We start from the raw sequence: 17,515 nt of genomic DNA, 5'->3' as shown, positions 1-17,515 counted from the left end.
GGGAGTTTCCAATGTTTGCACGTTTTCTGAAAGACGAGTCGGGTGCCACAGCTATCGAATACGGCCTGATTGCCGCTCTGATCGCTGTTGCTATCATCGGTGGTGTCACCGCTCTTGGCTCCAACGCTTCGGCGACCTTCAACACGGTTGCTGCTGAGATGGTCTAATAGACCCTCAGAGGACTAAGAAGAGGTCGCCAGGGAAACCTGGCGGCCTTTTTCTATGCGGTGCCCTTTGGAACAGGTGCTCAGCATTCGTTAGGAATTACCGGTCAGGGTCCGGCGCAGTCCTGTGATTTGGGGAATGCGGACATGATTCTGATCATCCTTGGTGGCCTGTTTTTGGCCTTGTGTCTTTTCGCGGCGCTTCACGATGTGAACAGCCTGACGATTCCCAATTGGCTCAACCTGACGATTGCCGGCCTGTTCGTCCCGGCGGCAGTCTTTTCCGGTCTGCCCGTTGAAATCCTGATCGGCCACGTGCTCGCCGGCCTTGCGGCATTTGTCATCGGATTTGCCCTCTTTGCTTTCCGGGTATTCGGGGGAGGGGATGCGAAGATGATCCCGGCAGTCATGCTCTGGATCGGTCCTTCCGCCTCACTCGAATTCGTTTTCACGATGGCGCTTGTCGGCGGTGCGTGCGCGCTGCTCATCGTTCTGGTCCGCAATACGGTTCCGGCGGCCGTTGTGCCGGGTCCGATCCGGGCTCCGTTCGAGGAAAAAGCCGGGGTGCCGTACGGCGTGGCAATTGCCGCAGGCGCTTTTGTTGCGAGCGCCAGCTCACCAATCCTTTCCGAAACCTTAAGAGCAGCCGGGATAATCGGTTAACGTTGCTTTAGGCGTGCTGTGGGAATCTGGCACATGGATGGGGATTGAAGCCGGCAGGCGAGTGTCCCCGTGTATCGTAATTAAAGGGAGTTGCACTCCATGTCTCCGATGCGTCTTATTATCCTGATTGGCGCGGCTGTTGCAGCGATCGCAGCGGCATTTCTTGTGCGGGGGCTGATGCAGCCGCAAACCGCGATAGAGCAGCCCGTGGTGCAGGAAAGGGAAGTGTCCGAGACGCATGTCCTTGTCGCCAAGCGGGACCTGCTGGTCGGGGACCTTCTGTCACCAGATGACTTCGAATGGGCGGCCTGGCCGGAAAACAACATCGTCTCGGGGTACAAGACCGAAGAGAATGATGCTGACGCGATCAACGAATTGTCCGGCAGTGTGGTTCGTATCCCGATCTATGCGGAAGAACCCATTCTTCCACAGAAACTGGTCATGAAAGGGGAGACCGGCTTTATGGCGGCGCTCCTCAAGCCCGGCATGCGGGCCATTTCCGTTGAGATTTCGACAGAGTCGGCCTCGGGTGGGTTCATTCTGCCGGATGACCGGGTGGATGTCATCCTGACCTATCAGGCGCAGGTGGCCATGGCTGAAGCGGTTATCGATCGGCCGATAACGGAAACCATCCTCAAAAACGTCAGAGTGCTGGCGATCGATCAGGTGTTCTACCAGGGAGACTCCGAATCGGCTTCCCAGATTGGTAATACGGCGACACTTGAGGTGACGCCTGAAGAAGCTGAACTGATCGCGCACTCGCAGCGGCTGGGTACGCTTTCGCTGTCTCTCCGGCCCTGGTCGGATGCGGGCGACACTGGTTCGCGTGGTGCGCGGACCGATCTGCTGAGAGGCGGGAGCTCTCCTGGCAATGGTGTCACAATCTATCGGAATGGCCGGGCAACTGCCGGCCTCGGGGGTAGCTGAGTATGAAGGCCTTCCTGACAACCAGACTGGCAGCTTTGCTTGTTCTGCCTCTGCTGGCGGCGCCGGTCGCCATTGCCGGGCCGAGCGGGCTCGATACGCAAATCACCCAACCAGGTGAGTCTGCTTTCAGCAAGCGGGTCACGCTCGGACTGAACAAATCGACCATTGTCGATCTTGGGGCGCCGGCGGCGGACGTGGTGATTACCAATCCTGACATCGCCGATGCCGTCGTGCAGACGTCTCAACGCATCATATTCCGCGGGATGAAATACGGACAGACCAACGCGTTCGTCTTTGACCGCTCCGGCAATCAGATCCTCAATCTCGAAATCAATGTCGAGATGGATATGAGCAGTATCGAAGACATGATCTCCCGTCACGTACCGGGCGCGAGAGTCAAGGTCGAAGGCCTGAACGGAAATGTTGTCATTACCGGGACGACCGACAGCCTCTCAGAGGCAGATGCTGTCCAGCGCCTTGTCGAGGCCTACCTGAACGCAAACGATCAGACCAAGATCGTCAACATGATCGACATTGCCGCAAAAGACCAGGTGATGCTGGAAGTGCGCATTGTCGAGATGCAGCGTTCTGTCATCAAACAGCTGGGCATCAATCTGTCGGGTGCGACTAATTTTGGCGATCTGGCAAGCCAGTCGCTACAGCAGGTTTTCCAGAACGGCTTTCCGCTCTTTTTCGAACCGGATACGACGCGGGTCCTGGCCGACGGCACCGTTCAGGTTATTCCCGGCGCGGGCTACAATACGACCAATCAAGGTACGGCCGTTCAGCAGATGCAGCCGGACCTTCCATTCAGCCGGAGTGTCGGGTTCAGCAGTGCGAATGGTTACAATGTGGCGGGGAACCGGCTTGGCGGCCTTTCCGGTGATGTAGGCTACACCAATTACAATGATGGCCGTTTCCAGTCCTCTGCAGGCGCGGCAATTGATGCGCTCGAGCGGATCGGCATCGTCCGTACCCTTGCCGAACCCAATATCTCGGCGGTGTCAGGGGAGTCGGCGAAGTTCCTTGCCGGCGGTGAGTTTCCTGTACCTGTCGGCCAGGATAATAATGGCCGCATCACCATCGAGTTCAAACCTTATGGTGTCGGGCTCGGCTTCACGCCGGTCGTGTTGTCGGAAGGGCGTATCTCCCTGAAGGTTTCGACAGAGGTCTCTGAGCTGACCAATCAGGGCTCCTTCCAGGGGCAGTCGATTGCGGGTGTTGATGACAAGGGCAACGTGATCACGGCCCAGACGCTGACGATCCCGGCTCTGTCTGTCCGGCGTGCGGAAAGCACGGTCGAACTGCCGAGCGGTGGATCCATGATGCTGGCTGGTCTCATACAGACCCGGACGCGCCAGTCTCTGGACCAGTTGCCGGGCCTTAACAAGCTTCCGATTCTGGGTGCGTTGTTCCAGTCACGCGACTTCCTTAATGAAGAGACGGAACTGGTTGTCATCGTGACGCCTTACCTCGTCGACCCGACGCAGAAGAACATGCTTCGTACACCGGCAGATGGTTTTGCCAATGCATCGGACGCAAAAACGATCTTCTTCGGCAAGCTGAACGAACAATATGGCCGCGACGGGGCGCCCGTTTCGGCATCGGATTATCGTGCCCCTGTGGGCTTTATTGAGGAATAGGGGACCAGAAGGTGACCAGAATCCTGAAACCTGCCAAGACGCTGCTGACCGCCAGCCTTTGCCTGACGGCTCTTGCGGCCTGTTCCAGCGCGGCGCCAACCAGTGTTCCGAAGGCCTACCTGCAGGGTACGGCCCTCGACCGTAACCCAATCGGCGTCGAAAAGAGTACGGAATTCCTCGAGATCGCGATCCACCCCGAGGCGTCCGAACTCAGCCTGACGGACAAGGCGAGCATTTCCAGTTTCGTGGCGGCCTACCGCGATCACGGCCATGGGCCACTGATCATGTCGCTGCCAGCCTCCTCGTCCAATCCGCAGCTTGCAGTGGCAGCCGTCGCCGAAGCGCGCGCGATCGCATATGAGCGCGGTGTTCAGTACAGCGAGATTTCCGGCACCAATCACGGCGCCGGATCCGATGTCGCCGAACCGATGATCCTTGCCTTCCAGAGCTACAAGGCGGTTGCGCCTGAATGCCGGTCGCTCGCAGAGGTCGATTTCTCGGATGTCACATCGAACAATGAAATGCCGACGCTCGGCTGTGCCGTCCGGTCGAACATGGCGGCGATGATCGCTGACCCGGCAGACCTGCTTGGCAACCGGCCGCTGGAAAAAGGCGATCCGCTCCGCCGCGCAGTCATTCTTGAAAAATTCCGCCAAGGTGAAACGACCGCATCGAAGCGCACGAGCGATGAGTCGGGCACCGTCTCTCAGGCCATTTCGAACTAGAGCGTAAGACAAGGGATAGAGAAGCCATGTCCAGCGAAAAACCGCTCCACGAATCCGATTTCGAGTCTGACTTCGAAGACGTCTTCGCAGACGATCCGATGGCGGATCTGGTGCTTCCGAAAGAAGAGCCTGCGGCTGATATGGCCGGAGAGTCTTCTGTCATGGTGGACCTTGAAACGCCAGCCCGTGAAGTCGAGTTCGATCAACCGGTGTTCACGGCTCCTGAGGATGGGCTCGGCGGCGATTCCGTCCTTCCGGCGATTTCCATCCAGGTCTTCTACGAGCGGGATGAGACACGGCTTCTGATGGAAGTCTGTGAACGTGACCGCCGTATGGGGCGCGCCACGATCGAAGCGCATTCTGGCGGGATCGCCGGGGCCATCGAATATATGAGCCAGAACCCGACGCCGAATCTGCTGATCATCGAATCCACGGCGCGGTCGGCTCAGCTGCTGTCTGAAATCGATATGCTCGCTGAGCATTGCGATGAGACGGTCAAGGTGATGGTCATCGGGGCCATCAACGATATTGCGCTCTACCGCCAGCTGGTTTCGCGCGGTGTCAGCGAATATGTCGTGCCGCCGTTCCAGCCTCTGCAGATCCTGCGGACGATCTCAGGCCTGTTCGCGGATCCGGATGCACCTTTCGTTGGCAAGCAGATTTCCGTAGTCGGCGCCAAGGGCGGGGTAGGGGCCTCGACCATTGCGCACAATCTGGCCTGGGCGCTTGCCGAGAATACCAAGGTCAACACGACCCTTGTCGACCTCGACCTGTCCTTTGGCACGACGGCACTCGACTTCAATCAGGAGCCGACACAGACCGTTGCCGATGCCCTGTTGCAGCCGGAGCGGGCAGACGACGCAGTGATTGAACGCCTGCTGGCCAAGGCCAGCGACAGGCTTTCCCTGTTCACGGCCCCGGCCTCTATCGGCCAGATCATGGATATTCCGGACGAGTCCTATATCTCCGTGATCGAAGTGGTTCGCCGGAATGTACCTTTCCTGGTACTCGATCTGCCGCATGTGTGGAGCCGCTGGGTTCAGCGTACACTGGTTGCGTCCGATGAAGTCATCATCGTCTGCCAGCCGGACCTCGCCTCGCTGCGGAACGGCAAGAACTATATAGACCAGCTGAAAGCGGCGCGTCCGAACGACAACCCGCCTCGCCTGATCATCAACATGTCCGGTGTGCCCAAGCGGCCTGAGATTCCGGTCAAGGATTTTGGCGCAGCCATCGGGGTTGAGCCGGAAGTCATTCTGCCGTTCGAGCCTGAACTGTTCGGCACGGCGGCAAACAACGGCCAGATGATCTCGGAGACAGATGCGGCGTCGCGGTCCGCTCAGGCAATCGACCACATGGCGTCCCTGCTGACCGGCCGCGCCGTCGCCGCACAACAGAAATCCTTCTTCAAGAAACTGCTGGGCAAATAAGGCCAGGCAGAGCGGGACATACGAATGGCATTTGGCAAACGTTCTCCTTCTGGATCTCCGACAGCGGCACCGACGCCCGCGCCGGCGCCGAAGGCTGCTCCTGCGCCAGCGGCTCGCCGCCCACAGGCTGCGGCAAAGCCATCCGCGCCGGCTCCGGTCGCTGTCAAAGGTGCGCCCAAGGCACCGCCTCCACCCGCACCGGCTCCGCCTGAGCCAAAGCCCGAAAAGGTCCGCCAGGTTTCGCAGCAGTCCGAGCAGTACTATGCAACGAAGACCACCATCTTCAATGCACTGATCGATACGATTGACCTGTCGCAGCTGGCTCAGCTCGACTCCGAAAGTGCGCGTGAGGAAATCCGCGACATCGTGGTCGAAATTATCTCGATCAAGAATGTTGTGATGTCCCTGTCGGAGCAGGAGCAGCTGCTCGACGACATTTGTAACGACGTGCTCGGCTATGGTCCTCTGGAGCCGCTGCTCGCACGGGATGACATCGCCGACATCATGGTCAACGGTGCCGATACAACTTATATCGAGGTCAACGGGAAGATCGAGCGGACGAACATCCGGTTCCGCGACAACGCGCAGCTGATGAACATCTGTCAGCGGATCGTGAGCCAGGTCGGCCGCCGGGTCGACGATTCCTCGCCGATCTGTGACGCGCGTCTTCTGGACGGCTCGCGTGTAAACGTGATTGCGCCCCCGCTGGCGATTGACGGGCCGACGCTCACCATTCGTAAGTTCAAGAAGGACAAGCTGCGCCTTCAGGACCTTGTGAATTTCGGCTCCATCAGCGAGCCGGGGGCCGAACTGCTCCGGATCATCGGACACTCACGCTGTAATGTCTTGATCTCCGGTGGTACGGGTTCCGGTAAAACGACGCTGCTGAACTGTCTGACCGGATTCATCGAGCCCGGCGAACGCGTCATTACCTGCGAAGACTCCGCCGAACTTCAGCTACAGCAGCCGCACGTGGTGCGTCTTGAGACCCGTCCGCCCAACATTGAGGGCACTGGCGAAATCACGATGCGCGATCTCGTCAAGAACTGTCTGCGTATGCGTCCGGAACGGATCATCGTCGGCGAGGTGCGTGGACCAGAGGCGTTTGACCTTCTGCAGGCGATGAACACGGGCCATGACGGATCCATGGGAACGCTCCACGCCAACAGCCCGCGCGAGGCGCTGAGCCGTGTTGAATCCATGATCACGATGGGCGGCTTTTCGCTTCCCGCAAAAACCATCCGGGAAATGATTGTCGGCTCAATCGACGTTGTTGTGCAGGCGTCTCGCCTCCGCGATGGCTCCCGCCGGATTATGAATGTGACCGAAGTGCTCGGTCTTGAGGGCGACACGATCGTGCTTCAGGACGTTCTCAAATACGAGATTGAAGGTGAGGACGAGAATGGCCGCGTGATCGGTAAGCACCGCGGCACAGGCATCGGCCGACCGCGCTTCTGGGACCGGGCGTCCTACTACAATCTTGAGCGCGAGCTGGCGGCGGCCCTCGACGAGCTGGGGGGCTGATCCATGGACGGAAACATGCTCACGCTTGTCATTGCCGCTCTGGCATTCCTTGCAATTGCCGGCATCGGCATGGCGCTTTCAGGCGGCGACAATGATGCGGCTCGCAAACGGGCGAGGGCCATCGGCGCGGGTGCAACCATGTCCGGAAAGGGCAGGGGTGGCAAAGCCATGGACGAGTCGGCCAAGCGCCGCGCCAAGACACAGGAAATGCTGGAGTCTCTGCGCAAGCAGGGTGAAGCACGACGTAAAAATAGCAGTACCCAGACCATCAAGGGCAAACTGGTGCAGGCCGGACTTGATGTGCCGATGTCTGCATTCTGGTTGTTTTCCATTCTTCTGGGTGGGGTCTGTGCGGCGCTGATTTATCTGTCCGGGTTCGATGGCCTGACCATATCGGGAATCTCATTTCGAAGCCGCCCCATCCTGGTGGCCGGGGCATTCATCGGGGGCGGCTTCGGCTTGCCCCGTTTCCTGCTCAATTTCATGATCAATGGCCGGCACAAGAAGATGATCAACCAGTTCGCCGACGCGCTGGATGTCATCGTGCGAGGTGTGAAGTCCGGCCTGCCGCTGAATGAGTGTATCCGGATCATTGCGAAGGAAAGCCCTGAGCCACTTCGGTCCGAGTTTGCGACACTCGCCGATAACCTGGCGATGGGCGCAGGCACCGAGCGGGCGCTGAACATGTTCTACAAGCGTGTTCCGCTGCAGGAAGTGAACTTCTTCATGATCGTGCTGCTGATCCAGGCCAAAGCCGGCGGTAACCTGTCAGAGGCGCTCGGCAACTTGTCCAGCGTTATCCGGTCGCGCAAGATGATGCGCGAGAAGATCAAAGCCATGTCGTCGGAAGCGAAAGCCTCTGCGATGATCATCGGCTCGCTGCCTTTCGCTGTGGGTCTGCTCGTTTTCATGACGACGCCGGACTATATCCTCGAACTTTTCCGGACCGAAACCGGCCACGTCATCCTGGCAGCAGGGTCGACCCTGATGTTCACGGGCATCATGACGATGAAAAAGATGATCAATTTCGATATCTAGGCGGGCGCAGTGTACGAGATTCTCCTTTCCCTCGCGAAACCTGAAGCGCTGGCCTCCATCCTGGTGGCGGTGGCCGTGTTCGGCACCGCCATGACGATGTTCATGCCCTATCTGCAGGGCAACAAGCTGGAGACCCGCCTCAAATCGGTGTCGTCGCAGCGGGAAAAACTTCGCAAACAGAGCCGGGCCGCGCTCGAAAACAAGAAGGGGCTGCGCCGCAAGGACGATTCCGCCATCGGGGAGATCTCGTCCCGGCTGAACCTTGCAAAAGCGCTGGAAGACCCGAACCTGCAGGATACGCTGAACAAGGCTGGGTTGCGAGGGCCGGGCCCGGTTTCGGCCTTCTACTTCGCGCGTATGACCCTGCCGTTCGTTGGTATGCTGCTCGTTTTCGGCTATGTCTTCTTCATCAATGATCACGGCATGCAGCCTGCGATGAAGTATGGCTCCATCCTGTTCGGCGCCGCCGCAGGTTTCTATGCGCCGAACATCTATGTCTCGAATCTGGCGCAGCAACGTCAGCAGTCCATCATGCGTGCCTTTCCTGACGCGCTCGACATGCTGCTGATCTGCGTTGAGGCGGGTATGTCCATTGAGCTTGGCTTTCACAAGGTCAGTCAGGAGATCGGCTCCGCTTCTCCGGAGCTGGCAGAAGAATTTGGGCTGACCGTCGCGGAATTGTCCTACTTGCCGGAACGCCGGCAGGCCTATGACAATCTTGCCAAGCGGACGGGACATGAAGGCGTGAAGTCTGTCTGTATGGCGCTTGGCCAGGCGGAACGCTACGGGACGCCGCTGGGCGATGCCTTGCGCGTGATGGCCAAGGAAAACCGTGATCTGCGCATGTCGGAAGCCGAGAAGAAAGCCGCGGCGCTTCCCGCCAAGCTGACCGTGCCAATGATTGTTTTCTTCCTGCCGGTTCTGTTCCTGGTCGTGCTCGGCCCGGCCTACATCAAGTATCAGAAGATGCAGGGCAAAAACGAAGCAGCGCCTGCGCTGACCAAGGAGCGCAGCAATGACCGCCGCTCGGATGCAGGGGACCTGATCGGGATCGATCCGCGGGTCGAGGTGCGGGTCGTCGTCTGATCCGGCGTTTAGCCGGGATTTCTGAAACGTGTCTCAGCCGCCGGTGCGTCGAAGGCGCAGGCCGGTTGCTTCAGCGGGGGGAGCGGGTTCACTCGCGTCCGCTGCAGCCGTCTGACCAGCGATCTGGCTTCGGACAGCTTTTTCGCCTGGGCTCTGCTGGATCATTTCCTTCAGGACTTCGACATTCTGCTCGACCACCTTGTCCGGCGCGTATCCCGCGCTGGTCTCCTGCATTTCGTCGAACCGGCCCTGCAGGCCCAGGATCAGCGCGAGGTTCTCACGGATCCGCACATCATTCGGGGAGAGGTCCGTCGCCTGGCGAAGTTTGGCCTCCGCGCCCGCAAGGTCTCCGCTGAGCGCCAGTGAGAGGCCGTAATTGGCCAGTGTCGAGGCGCGCAGCGGCTCAATCGCCAGGGCCCTGTCATAGGCTGTCTGAGCGTTCTTGTGGTTTTCCAGCTGGTCCAGTGCTGTGCCGAGCGCAGCCCAGGCCTCAGCGCGGCCCGGCTCGATCGCCGCAACTTCCTCAAAGGCGCGGGCGGCGCCCAGCGGATTCCCATTTGCGGCAAAGGCCCGGCCGAGCGGCATCAGGATGCGTGGTTCCCTCGGATGGATGACCATGATTTCCGACAGGACTTCAATCGCGCGCTCGTTTGACCCAATGCCGCGCAGGGCGTCGGCAAAGGTCAGCGCATTGTCCAGATTCTCGGCATTCTTGGAGTATTCCTTGGCCCAGAAGTTTGCCTTGGTCAGAGGATCGGCATTGTTGGCGGCTTCGATCTCTTCCGGCGTTGCGGGCTTCAGCGCTTCTTCCATGGCAGCCTGCAGCTGGGCATTGGCTTCCGCATCCGGGTCGGGCGCCGTGGCGCAAGCCGTCACACCGGTCAGGGCGAAAGCAAGTGCAGCCAGCGAGGTTTTGGCTCTGGACATGGGACCGCTCCGGGTTTGAATCAGGGTCATTCCCGCGTGAGTCTGGACCTGTGGGCGTCAAGGATGGGTTAACGCCAGCGCAGACTCCATTAACACTTGCCCGTACGAGGCCATTTTCATGCACAAGAGTTTCACCACCGGTGCCGATGCCGCCGTCAGTGTCTGGCTATACACAGCTGAGGCGTTCAAATCGCTCGAGAACGATCCGTTCCCTTCCGCCCGAGCTATTGCGAAAGCGCAGAGCTTCACCGGCGGGGCAGGGCAACTGGTTCTGGTGCCTGGCGCGGATGGCAGCCTGGCGCATGTGCTGGGCGGTATTGGCGATGGCAAGGATGCATTGGCGGTTGCGGCGCTGTCCGGGAAGCTGCCGGAGGGTGTTTACAAGGTCACCGCCGACGGCGGACTGCCGATGGCGTCCATTGCGGCAGGCTGGGCCGATGGGGCCTACCGGTTCGACCGGTACCTGAAAGACAAGTCCAGCCCGCCGCAACTGGTGATCCCGGACGGGAAGACCGGCGACGCGCTGTCCGCCGAGGCCGACTCCATCGCGCTTCTGAGAGACCTTGTGAACACACCCGCGGGCGACATGACCCCGGCTGGCATCCATGAAACCGTGGAAAAGCTCGCCAGTGAATTTGGCGCGAAGCTGACGGCCATCATTGGTGATGATCTGTTGGAACATAACTATCCCATGGTCCACGCCGTGGGCCGTGCGGCAAAGGCTGCGCCGCGCTTCCTCGAACTGGAATGGGGGGACACGTCTAAGCCGCACCTCGCCCTCGTCGGCAAGGGTGTCACCTTCGATTCCGGCGGGCTCGACATCAAGCCGGGCAGCGGCATGCGGATCATGAAGAAGGATATGGGCGGTTCGGCCCATGTCATCGCGCTCGCCCGCCTCGTCATGGCAACGAACCTGCCTGTGCACCTGAAGCTCTACGTTCCGACGGTCGAGAACGCGATCAGCGGCGATGCCTTCCGGCCGGGGGACATCCTGTCCTCCCGCAAGGGGCTGACCGTCGAGATCGACAATACCGATGCCGAGGGCCGGTTGATCCTCGCGGACGCGCTGGCGCGGGCCTCGGAGTTCGATCCGGACCTGCTGATCGACTTTGCGACGCTGACCGGGGCGGCCCGTGTCGCGCTCGGCGCCGATCTTGCGCCGGTCTATTCCGATGATGAGCAGCTGGTTGCGGACATCCTCGCGGGCTCGGCTGAGTCCGGAGACCCGGTCTGGCGCATGCCGCTCTGGGATCCCTACCTTGCGGAGCTGAAGAGCCCGATTGCAGACCTCGTAAATTCCGGCAGCAGCTTTGGCGGGTCGATCACCGCGGGCCTCTTCCTGAAGCAGTTTGTCGATGCAAAGAGCTGGGCGCATTTCGACGTCTGGGCCTGGCGTAAAGGCAAATATGGCCGGCCGGAAGGCGCGGCAGCCTGCGGCCTGCGTGCCGTCTGGTCGATGCTGCAGAAGCGCTACCGTTAAAAATCAAAAAGTGAGTGCGAACTCGGAAGGGTGTTGACGAATTCCATATTTCCAGTATCGTGGAAATATGGAATCAAAACTTGCCCTTTCGCAGTTATCCGCGCTGGCCCAGGAAAACCGGCTGGCTGTGTTCCGTCTTCTGGTAAAAGCCGGGCATGACGGCCTGCCCGCCGGGGACATCGCGGCGGCCCTTGGTGTGCCGCCGAACACGCTGTCATCACAGCTCAATATTCTGTCGAATGCGGGCCTCGTCGAAGGCAACCGGCAGGGCCGGTCCATCATTTACACCGCCAACTATGACGCCATCAGCGGACTGATCGTGTTCCTGATGGAGGACTGCTGCCAGGGCCGGGAAGAGGTCTGCAGCCCGGTCATGGCGGCCGCGCAATCTGCCTGTTGCTGACATTTCACCGGAAAGGAAACCTCATGAAACGTCTCCATGTACATATCGCGGTGGATGATCTCCAACGCTCGATCGACTTCTATTCCACCCTGTTCGACGCCTCGCCAAGCGTGGTGAAGGACGACTATGCGAAATGGATGCTGGACGATCCGCGCGTGAACCTCGCCATCAGTGCCCGCGGGGCAGCACCCGGCGTGGAGCATCTCGGCATTCAGGCAGAGGACTCGGGTGAACTCGCCGAAGTCTATGACCGCCTGAAGCGCGCCGATGCCCCTGTCCTGGAAGAGGGGGAGACGGTCTGCTGCTATGCCCAGTCGGAGAAGAGCTGGGTCTCTGACCCCGCTGGCGTGCCGTGGGAAGTCTTCCACACGACCGGAGACAGCGCTGTCTATGGCGGGGGGGCGGAACTGAATGACGGACGCCTCGCTTCGACGCCGACAGGTATGGCCGTTGCCGGTGCCTGCTGTGCGCCTGCGATCGCCGAACCGAAATCCTCCGGCTGCTGCGGCTGAGGTCATGGGGGCGTTTGAGAAATACCTGTCGGTCTGGGTCGGTCTCTGCATCCTTGCGGGGATCGGCCTGGGCGCCGTGATGCCCGGCGCGTTCTCGGCGCTGGCGTCGCTGGAATATGCCAATGTCAACTTCGCCGTCGCCATCCTGATCTGGGCGATGGTCTGGCCCATGATGATCGGGATCGATTTCTCGGCTATGCGCCGGGTTGGCGAGCGGCCGAAAGGGCTGATCATTACGCTGGTGGTGAACTGGCTGATCAAGCCCTTCACCATGGCCATGCTGGGTGTCTTGTTCTTCCGCCATATTTTCGCAGGCTTCATTCCGGCTGCGGACGCGGAAGGCTATATTGCGGGCCTGATCCTGCTGGGCGCCGCGCCGTGTACGGCGATGGTCTTCGTCTGGTCGCAGCTGACGCGCGGTGATCCGAACTACACGCTTGTACAGGTCAGCGTGAACGATGCGGTGATGGTGTTTGCCTTCGCCCCGATCGTGGCCTTCCTGCTGGGCGTGACGGAGATCAGCGTGCCGTGGGAAACGTTGCTCCTATCGGTAGCGCTCTATGTCGTCATTCCATTGATCGCCGGAGTTCTCACGCGCAACGCCCTGTCCCGGCAGGGCGGGGAGGAAGCTGTGACGGGCTTCACGCACCGGATCAAACCGCTCTCGGTGATCGGATTGCTGGCAACCGTGATCCTGCTGTTTGGCTTCCAGAGCGGCACGATCCTGGCACGGCCTGCCGTGATTGCGCTGATCGCCGTGCCGATCCTGATCCAGTCCTATGGGATCTTTGCACTGGCCTATGCGGCAGCCTGGGCCTGGAAAGTGCCGCACCGGATCGCCGCGCCCTGCGCCCTGATCGGGACATCGAATTTCTTTGAACTGGCCGTCGCCGTCGCGATCAGCCTGTTCGGGCTGAACTCCGGCGCGGCGCTGGCGACCGTGGTGGGCGTGCTGGTCGAAGTGCCGGTCATGCTGTCGCTGGTCGCGTTCGCCAACCGAACGCGATCTGCTTTCGTGACTGCAGAAGGGGAGGCCGCCGCGCCATGATCGTCATTCATCACAATCCGGACTGCGGCACATCACGGAACGTGCTGGCCATGATCGAGGCGAGCGGTGAGACGCCCGTGGTGATCGAATATCTGATGGAAGGCTGGACGCGGCCGCAGCTGCTCGGGCTCTTCGCGGCGGCGGGTCTCACGCCGCGCAGCGCCCTGCGGGAAACAAAGTCCCCCGCCAAAGAGCTTGGCCTGCTGGAACCGGGGGTCAGCGAAGAGGCGATCTTCGAGGCGATGCTGGAACACCCGGTGCTCGTGAACCGGCCGATTGTGTGCAGCCCGAAGGGCGTACGCCTCTGCCGGCCGAGCGAGGCAGTGCTGGACCTGCTGGAAACCCTGCCACCGGGTCCGTTCTACAAGGAAGATGGCGAGCTGCTGGTCGACGAAAACGGCCAGCGCGTCGGCTGAGGCCTAGTCGGTCTCCAGCCGCTCGATCGGGCCGCCGGCATCGGCCTGCAGGCGCAGCGCCTCACGCACCTGTCCGCGCAGGACCAGCGTGTTGATGTCTTCCGGATCGGCTTCCATCGCGGCGTTCACGTCGGCCATGGCCTTGTCCGGATCGCCCTTGGCGAGCCAGGCGGCGCCGCGCATCTGGTAGGCCTCGCCATGGCCCGGCACACGCAGCAGGACGGCGTCGAGGTCTTCGATGGCCTTGTCATAGTTTTCCAGCAGCATGTGCGCCGAGGCCCGGTCCAGCAGCAGTTCCGGCGCATCGGGCGCGATCTTCAGGGCGCCGTCGAAGGCTTGCAGGGCGGAGTCCGGGTCTTCGGCCTCGATCCACGCATTTCCGGCCTGCGAGAGATAGGCCGCGCGCTGCTCAAGCGTGCCGCCATCCGTTGAATTTGCGAGGTTTTTCAGCCGTTCTGCACCTTCCGCCTGGTGGCCGAGCGCGATGAGGGCCATGGCCGTGCACTGGCGCGCGCCGAGACGGTTGCCCTGATAGAGCCAGGCGAGGCCGTCTTCATAGGCGTCGTCGGGGTCGGTCTCGATCTTGGCGAGGCAGGCCTCCAGCCGGGCCTGTTCTTGCGCGGCGATGCGCTCTCCGGCCGATTGCAGCAGGACGAGCGAGACGGCGGCCGCGGTGAGAAGGGGCATGGATCGGACACTCCGGAACCTGTAACAAACCCCATAGATACAAAGGGATCGGGCGAGGCAAATGACAGTTCAGCCATCTGTGCTTTTTATCGCCGGGCTTGGCTATAGTGCCACACATCTGGCGCGGATCTGGCCGGGGCCTGTGGCCGGCACCGTGCGCAGCGAGGCGAAGGCCGAGGCGCTGCGGGCTGATGGCATCGATGCCCGCGTGTGGGCGGGCGAGGGCCCGCTGGAGGTGCCCGCCGGGGCCGCGCTGCTGGTCACCATCCCGCCCGATGAGGCCGGCTGCCCCGTGTTACGCCATGTGCATACCGGACCAGGCCATGACCATACCGGACCGGATCATGACCATACCGGACTAAGCCATGACCTCACCGTGACCTATTTGTCGACCACCGGCGTCTATGGCGATCTTGGCGGCGGCTGGGCGTTCGAGTGGAGCGCAACCCACCCGCAGAGCCGCCGCGCGAAAGCCCGCGCCCTCGCCGAGGACCAGTGGCGCGCGGCGACCGGCGGCCGGGTGAGCATTGTGCGCCTGCCGGGCATCTATGGCCCGGGCCGTTCCGCCTTCGACCGGCTGCGCGACGGCACGGCCCGGCGCATCGTGAAGCCGGGGCAGGTCTTCTCCCGCGTGCATGTGGAAGATATCGCGAGCGGCCTCCTCGCCCTGCACCAGCGCCCGGAGGCGGCCGCGCGGGCAGGCGGCGTGTTCCATCTCTGCGACGACGAACCCGCCCCGCCGCAGGACGTGATCGCCCACGCTGCGGACCTGCTCGGCATGGACCCGCTGCCGGATGTGCCCTTCGACGAGGCAGACCTCAGCCCCATGGCGCGCAGCTTCTATGCCGAGTGCAAACGCATCTCCAACGCCCGCACCAAGGCCGCCCTGAACTGGCACCCGAACTACCCCACCTACCGCGAAGGCCTCGCCGCGATTCTGGCGGGGGAGGCGGACTGATCAGGTGGCGGGATTTTCCGCCGCCAGCATCTTGGCCCGCGCGGTGCGCCACTCCATCAGGCCCACTATGCACATGGTGAGGAAGATGCCGTAGAGCCCGGCGGTCAGCCACAGGCCCTTCACGGCATAGAGCGGGATGTAGATCAGGTCCGCTGCGATCCATAGCCACCAGTTGGCGATCCATTTCCGCGACAGCATGAACTGCGCGACGAGGCTGAGCGCCGTGGTGATCGCGTCCCACCCGGCGACAGTAGAGTCTGTGTAGCGGTGGAGGCCGAACTGGATGGCCGCCCAGATCGCGCCCACGGCGGCAAGGCAGGCGAGGAATTGCGGCAGCGTCGGATTGTGCACTTTCAGCGCGGTGTGGTCCTCGCCCCCGCGCAGCCAGGAATACCAGCCATAAAGTGCCAGTCCGAAATATACCACTTGCAGCCCGGCATCGGCGTAGAGGCCAGCACCAATGAACAGCACAAAGAAGAAAATATAGTTCGCGATTCCGACCGGGAAATTCCAGATGTTTCGCTTCACCACCAGCCACACGCATAGCGCGCCGGTGACGAAGCCCGCGATTTCAGTCCACGTCATCTGTGGGGTGCCCTCCCGCAATAATGGGTAAGATTGCAAGGTTTTTTGGGTGGCAACAATAGATGATTGTCCAACAAGGATTTGAAAGTAACGTGTTACCGCAGCAGAGTAGTATCGATGTTTGAACGAGCACCATTCCTTGATTGCCCAAATTGTTCTGCTTCTGATTCCCTCGGGATTCTATCAGTTGGTGGGAGCACACTAGTGCGACGTTGTACGGCATGTCGGTACAAGCAACGGGAGGCGCTTCCGAACGTCGATAAGAAAGTGATCTATTTGGACCAGTTTGCGCTGAGCGAGCTATTCTTGATCAAGAACGATCAAAGACGTCCCAATTTGCCTTATGAAGATTTTTGGAAGGAAGCATTTCGACTGATCGAAAGATGCGTTCACCTGCAGCAAGCAATCTTCCCAATGAGTGATGTTCACTCCATGGAGACCATCGTGTCCCGCAATCCTACCGAACTTCGGCTCTTTACCGAAATGTTGGGAGACGCTGCACTAGTGAACTCTCGGGAAGTGGAAAGCGCACAGATATTTCAATTCGCCAAAGCTTTCATGAATGATCAAGGCGTGCCCGATTTGGATTTCTCAGTAGACGAAGTTCTGAAACGAGACAGAAATGTTTGGCTACCGGATTTGCACATCACGGTGAACGCAGACTTTAGCGATCTCGCAGAGGCGATCAGGGATGATCGCGATGCCGGTTACCAGAGTTTGGCAAAGCTTGCAGAACGGTGGGCCGCTGAGCGGCCTTCATTCGAAGACGTTCTTGAAGTGGAATTGTCTAGTTTCGGTCCCGTTCATAAGGAAGCGATGGTGACGGCTAGCGACACAGCGGCAAGAATGTCTGTATTCCAGTTGCAGAGGTATTTCGAGCATGAGTTGATCGATTGCAATACGGATCAAGTTTTGGAACGGTTGGTTTCCTTTTTGGACTGGGAGGGCAATAGACTTCTGCCTCATCACAAGATTTCGTCCTACTTGTTCGCAGCGATAGCACGGAAGATGGCGGCGGGTCAGAAAAGGGCGCCAAATCCTGGTATGTTGAATGATATCAGAGCCATCTCGGCATATGGACCTTATGTCGATGCGATGTTCATCGACAAAGAATGCGCCACCTTCTTATCTGAAGCACCACTTTCAGAGGAACTTGGGCTGAGCCAGAGAGTTTATTCTCTTAATACAGCCGAACAATTCTTAGAGTTATTGCGCAAAACCGAGGCGACCGCTTCGCCAGAGGTGCGAGAATATTGCGCTGAAATTTATGCAGTTGAATAGTCGCGCGCATTAATCTGG

At 60.4% G+C, this 17,515-nt stretch carries 19 protein-coding genes; 16 read left to right on the top strand and 3 right to left on the bottom strand.

The window, feature by feature from the left end; translation table 11 throughout:
* Window positions 1-11 precede the first annotated feature (11 nt).
* From HJA_RS18290 to HJA_RS01995, 9 genes are all read left to right on the top strand, one after another.
* Window positions 12-167: a Flp family type IVb pilin gene (locus HJA_RS18290; protein ID WP_081814466.1), complete on the top strand. Its 156-nt coding sequence runs from the start codon at window positions 12-14 to the stop codon at window positions 165-167.
* Between the two features lie 144 nt (window positions 168-311).
* Window positions 312-827 (top strand): A24 family peptidase, encoded by a 516-nt coding sequence (locus tag HJA_RS02030; RefSeq protein WP_051597253.1) that lies wholly within the window; start codon window positions 312-314, stop codon window positions 825-827.
* A 99-nt stretch (window positions 828-926) separates the two neighbouring features.
* A complete protein-coding gene (cpaB, locus tag HJA_RS02025; protein ID WP_035577491.1) occupies window positions 927-1,754 on the top strand; it encodes a Flp pilus assembly protein CpaB in 828 nt (275 codons plus the stop codon).
* Between the two features lie 2 nt (window positions 1,755-1,756).
* Window positions 1,757-3,397, top strand: coding sequence for a type II and III secretion system protein family protein (locus tag HJA_RS02020; RefSeq protein ID WP_035577489.1), 1,641 nt, complete (start codon window positions 1,757-1,759; stop codon window positions 3,395-3,397).
* An 11-nt stretch (window positions 3,398-3,408) separates the two neighbouring features.
* Entirely contained in the window at window positions 3,409-4,122 is a 714-nt protein-coding gene (locus HJA_RS02015; RefSeq protein WP_035577487.1) for a CpaD family pilus assembly protein, read from the top strand.
* A 26-nt stretch (window positions 4,123-4,148) separates the two neighbouring features.
* Entirely contained in the window at window positions 4,149-5,552 is a 1,404-nt protein-coding gene (locus tag HJA_RS02010) for a CpaE/TadZ family protein (RefSeq protein WP_035577484.1), read from the top strand.
* A 24-nt stretch (window positions 5,553-5,576) separates the two neighbouring features.
* Window positions 5,577-7,076: a TadA family conjugal transfer-associated ATPase gene (locus HJA_RS02005; protein WP_035577482.1), complete on the top strand. Its 1,500-nt coding sequence runs from the start codon at window positions 5,577-5,579 to the stop codon at window positions 7,074-7,076.
* A gap of 15 nt (window positions 7,077-7,091) precedes the next feature.
* Window positions 7,092-8,114, top strand: a complete 1,023-nt coding sequence (locus HJA_RS02000; RefSeq protein ID WP_035577480.1) for a type II secretion system F family protein — start codon at window positions 7,092-7,094, stop codon at window positions 8,112-8,114.
* A gap of 9 nt (window positions 8,115-8,123) precedes the next feature.
* Window positions 8,124-9,200, top strand: coding sequence for a type II secretion system F family protein (locus HJA_RS01995; protein ID WP_051597252.1), 1,077 nt, complete (start codon window positions 8,124-8,126; stop codon window positions 9,198-9,200).
* 33 nt (window positions 9,201-9,233) lie between these two features.
* Here the strand turns inward: HJA_RS01995 and HJA_RS01990 are convergent, their stop codons facing one another.
* Window positions 9,234-10,127: a tetratricopeptide repeat protein gene (locus tag HJA_RS01990; RefSeq protein ID WP_051597251.1), complete on the bottom strand. Its 894-nt coding sequence runs from the start codon at window positions 10,125-10,127 to the stop codon at window positions 9,234-9,236.
* A gap of 118 nt (window positions 10,128-10,245) precedes the next feature.
* Here HJA_RS01990 and HJA_RS01985 point away from each other — a divergent pair, with 118 nt between their 5' ends.
* The 5 genes from HJA_RS01985 to arsC all read left to right on the top strand — a co-directional run bounded on the left by HJA_RS01985 (window position 10,246) and on the right by arsC (window position 13,986).
* Window positions 10,246-11,607, top strand: a complete 1,362-nt coding sequence (locus HJA_RS01985; RefSeq protein WP_035577478.1) for a leucyl aminopeptidase family protein — start codon at window positions 10,246-10,248, stop codon at window positions 11,605-11,607.
* Window positions 11,608-11,674: 67 nt separating this feature from the next.
* On the top strand, window positions 11,675-12,010 hold the full coding sequence (locus HJA_RS01980) for an ArsR/SmtB family transcription factor (RefSeq protein ID WP_035577474.1): 336 nt from the start codon (window positions 11,675-11,677) through the stop codon (window positions 12,008-12,010).
* A 23-nt stretch (window positions 12,011-12,033) separates the two neighbouring features.
* The gene (locus HJA_RS01975; RefSeq protein ID WP_035577471.1) at window positions 12,034-12,522 is read left to right on the top strand and encodes an ArsI/CadI family heavy metal resistance metalloenzyme; all 489 of its coding nucleotides are present in this window, start codon (window positions 12,034-12,036) and stop codon (window positions 12,520-12,522) included.
* Between the two features lie 4 nt (window positions 12,523-12,526).
* Window positions 12,527-13,570 carry an ACR3 family arsenite efflux transporter gene (arsB, locus tag HJA_RS01970; RefSeq protein ID WP_035577469.1) on the top strand — a complete coding sequence of 348 codons (1,044 nt, stop codon included), beginning with the start codon at window positions 12,527-12,529 and terminating at the stop codon, window positions 13,568-13,570.
* Entirely contained in the window at window positions 13,567-13,986 is a 420-nt protein-coding gene (arsC, locus tag HJA_RS01965; protein ID WP_035577467.1) for an arsenate reductase (glutaredoxin), read from the top strand. Before arsB ends, arsC begins: the two co-directional genes overlap by 4 nt.
* 3 nt (window positions 13,987-13,989) lie before the next feature.
* On the opposite strand, the gene HJA_RS01960 is transcribed toward arsC, so the two are convergent.
* Window positions 13,990-14,673: a tetratricopeptide repeat protein gene (locus tag HJA_RS01960; RefSeq protein WP_051597250.1), complete on the bottom strand. Its 684-nt coding sequence runs from the start codon at window positions 14,671-14,673 to the stop codon at window positions 13,990-13,992.
* A gap of 61 nt (window positions 14,674-14,734) precedes the next feature.
* On the opposite strand from HJA_RS01960, the gene HJA_RS01955 reads away from it, so the two are divergent.
* On the top strand, window positions 14,735-15,631 hold the full coding sequence (locus tag HJA_RS01955; protein WP_035577465.1) for a Rossmann-fold NAD(P)-binding domain-containing protein: 897 nt from the start codon (window positions 14,735-14,737) through the stop codon (window positions 15,629-15,631).
* Here HJA_RS01955 and pnuC read toward each other — a convergent pair whose 3' ends face one another.
* Window positions 15,632-16,216 (bottom strand): nicotinamide riboside transporter PnuC, encoded by a 585-nt coding sequence (pnuC, locus tag HJA_RS01950; RefSeq protein WP_035577455.1) that lies wholly within the window; start codon window positions 16,214-16,216, stop codon window positions 15,632-15,634.
* A gap of 276 nt (window positions 16,217-16,492) precedes the next feature.
* Here pnuC and HJA_RS01945 point away from each other — a divergent pair, with 276 nt between their 5' ends.
* Entirely contained in the window at window positions 16,493-17,497 is a 1,005-nt protein-coding gene (locus HJA_RS01945) for a hypothetical protein (RefSeq protein ID WP_155839832.1), read from the top strand.
* The last annotated feature ends 18 nt before the right edge of the window (window positions 17,498-17,515 follow it).

This window comes from Hyphomonas jannaschiana VP2 (genome assembly GCF_000685215.1).
Lineage (GTDB): Bacteria > Pseudomonadota > Alphaproteobacteria > Caulobacterales > Hyphomonadaceae > Hyphomonas > Hyphomonas jannaschiana.
This window is presented reverse-complemented; position numbering and strand designations above follow the sequence as displayed.

What these genes read in the sequence shown, in the direction of transcription:
- cpaB (WP_035577491.1), top strand. Translation starts at nt 927, where the DNA reads ATGTCTCCGATGCGTCTTATTATCCTGATTGGCGCGGCTGTTGCAGCG.
- HJA_RS01960 (WP_051597250.1), bottom strand. Translation starts at nt 14,673, where the DNA reads ATGCCCCTTCTCACCGCGGCCGCCGTCTCGCTCGTCCTGCTGCAATCG.
- HJA_RS02005 (WP_035577482.1), top strand. Translation starts at nt 5,577, where the DNA reads ATGGCATTTGGCAAACGTTCTCCTTCTGGATCTCCGACAGCGGCACCG.
- HJA_RS01955 (WP_035577465.1), top strand. Translation starts at nt 14,735, where the DNA reads ATGACAGTTCAGCCATCTGTGCTTTTTATCGCCGGGCTTGGCTATAGT.
- arsC (WP_035577467.1), top strand. Translation starts at nt 13,567, where the DNA reads ATGATCGTCATTCATCACAATCCGGACTGCGGCACATCACGGAACGTG.
- HJA_RS01980 (WP_035577474.1), top strand. Translation starts at nt 11,675, where the DNA reads ATGGAATCAAAACTTGCCCTTTCGCAGTTATCCGCGCTGGCCCAGGAA.
- HJA_RS02000 (WP_035577480.1), top strand. Translation starts at nt 7,092, where the DNA reads ATGCTCACGCTTGTCATTGCCGCTCTGGCATTCCTTGCAATTGCCGGC.
- HJA_RS01985 (WP_035577478.1), top strand. Translation starts at nt 10,246, where the DNA reads ATGCACAAGAGTTTCACCACCGGTGCCGATGCCGCCGTCAGTGTCTGG.
- HJA_RS18290 (WP_081814466.1), top strand. Translation starts at nt 12, where the DNA reads ATGTTTGCACGTTTTCTGAAAGACGAGTCGGGTGCCACAGCTATCGAA.
- HJA_RS02030 (WP_051597253.1), top strand. Translation starts at nt 312, where the DNA reads ATGATTCTGATCATCCTTGGTGGCCTGTTTTTGGCCTTGTGTCTTTTC.
- arsB (WP_035577469.1), top strand. Translation starts at nt 12,527, where the DNA reads ATGGGGGCGTTTGAGAAATACCTGTCGGTCTGGGTCGGTCTCTGCATC.
- HJA_RS02020 (WP_035577489.1), top strand. Translation starts at nt 1,757, where the DNA reads ATGAAGGCCTTCCTGACAACCAGACTGGCAGCTTTGCTTGTTCTGCCT.
- HJA_RS01990 (WP_051597251.1), bottom strand. Translation starts at nt 10,127, where the DNA reads ATGTCCAGAGCCAAAACCTCGCTGGCTGCACTTGCTTTCGCCCTGACC.
- HJA_RS01975 (WP_035577471.1), top strand. Translation starts at nt 12,034, where the DNA reads ATGAAACGTCTCCATGTACATATCGCGGTGGATGATCTCCAACGCTCG.
- HJA_RS02010 (WP_035577484.1), top strand. Translation starts at nt 4,149, where the DNA reads ATGTCCAGCGAAAAACCGCTCCACGAATCCGATTTCGAGTCTGACTTC.
- pnuC (WP_035577455.1), bottom strand. Translation starts at nt 16,216, where the DNA reads ATGACGTGGACTGAAATCGCGGGCTTCGTCACCGGCGCGCTATGCGTG.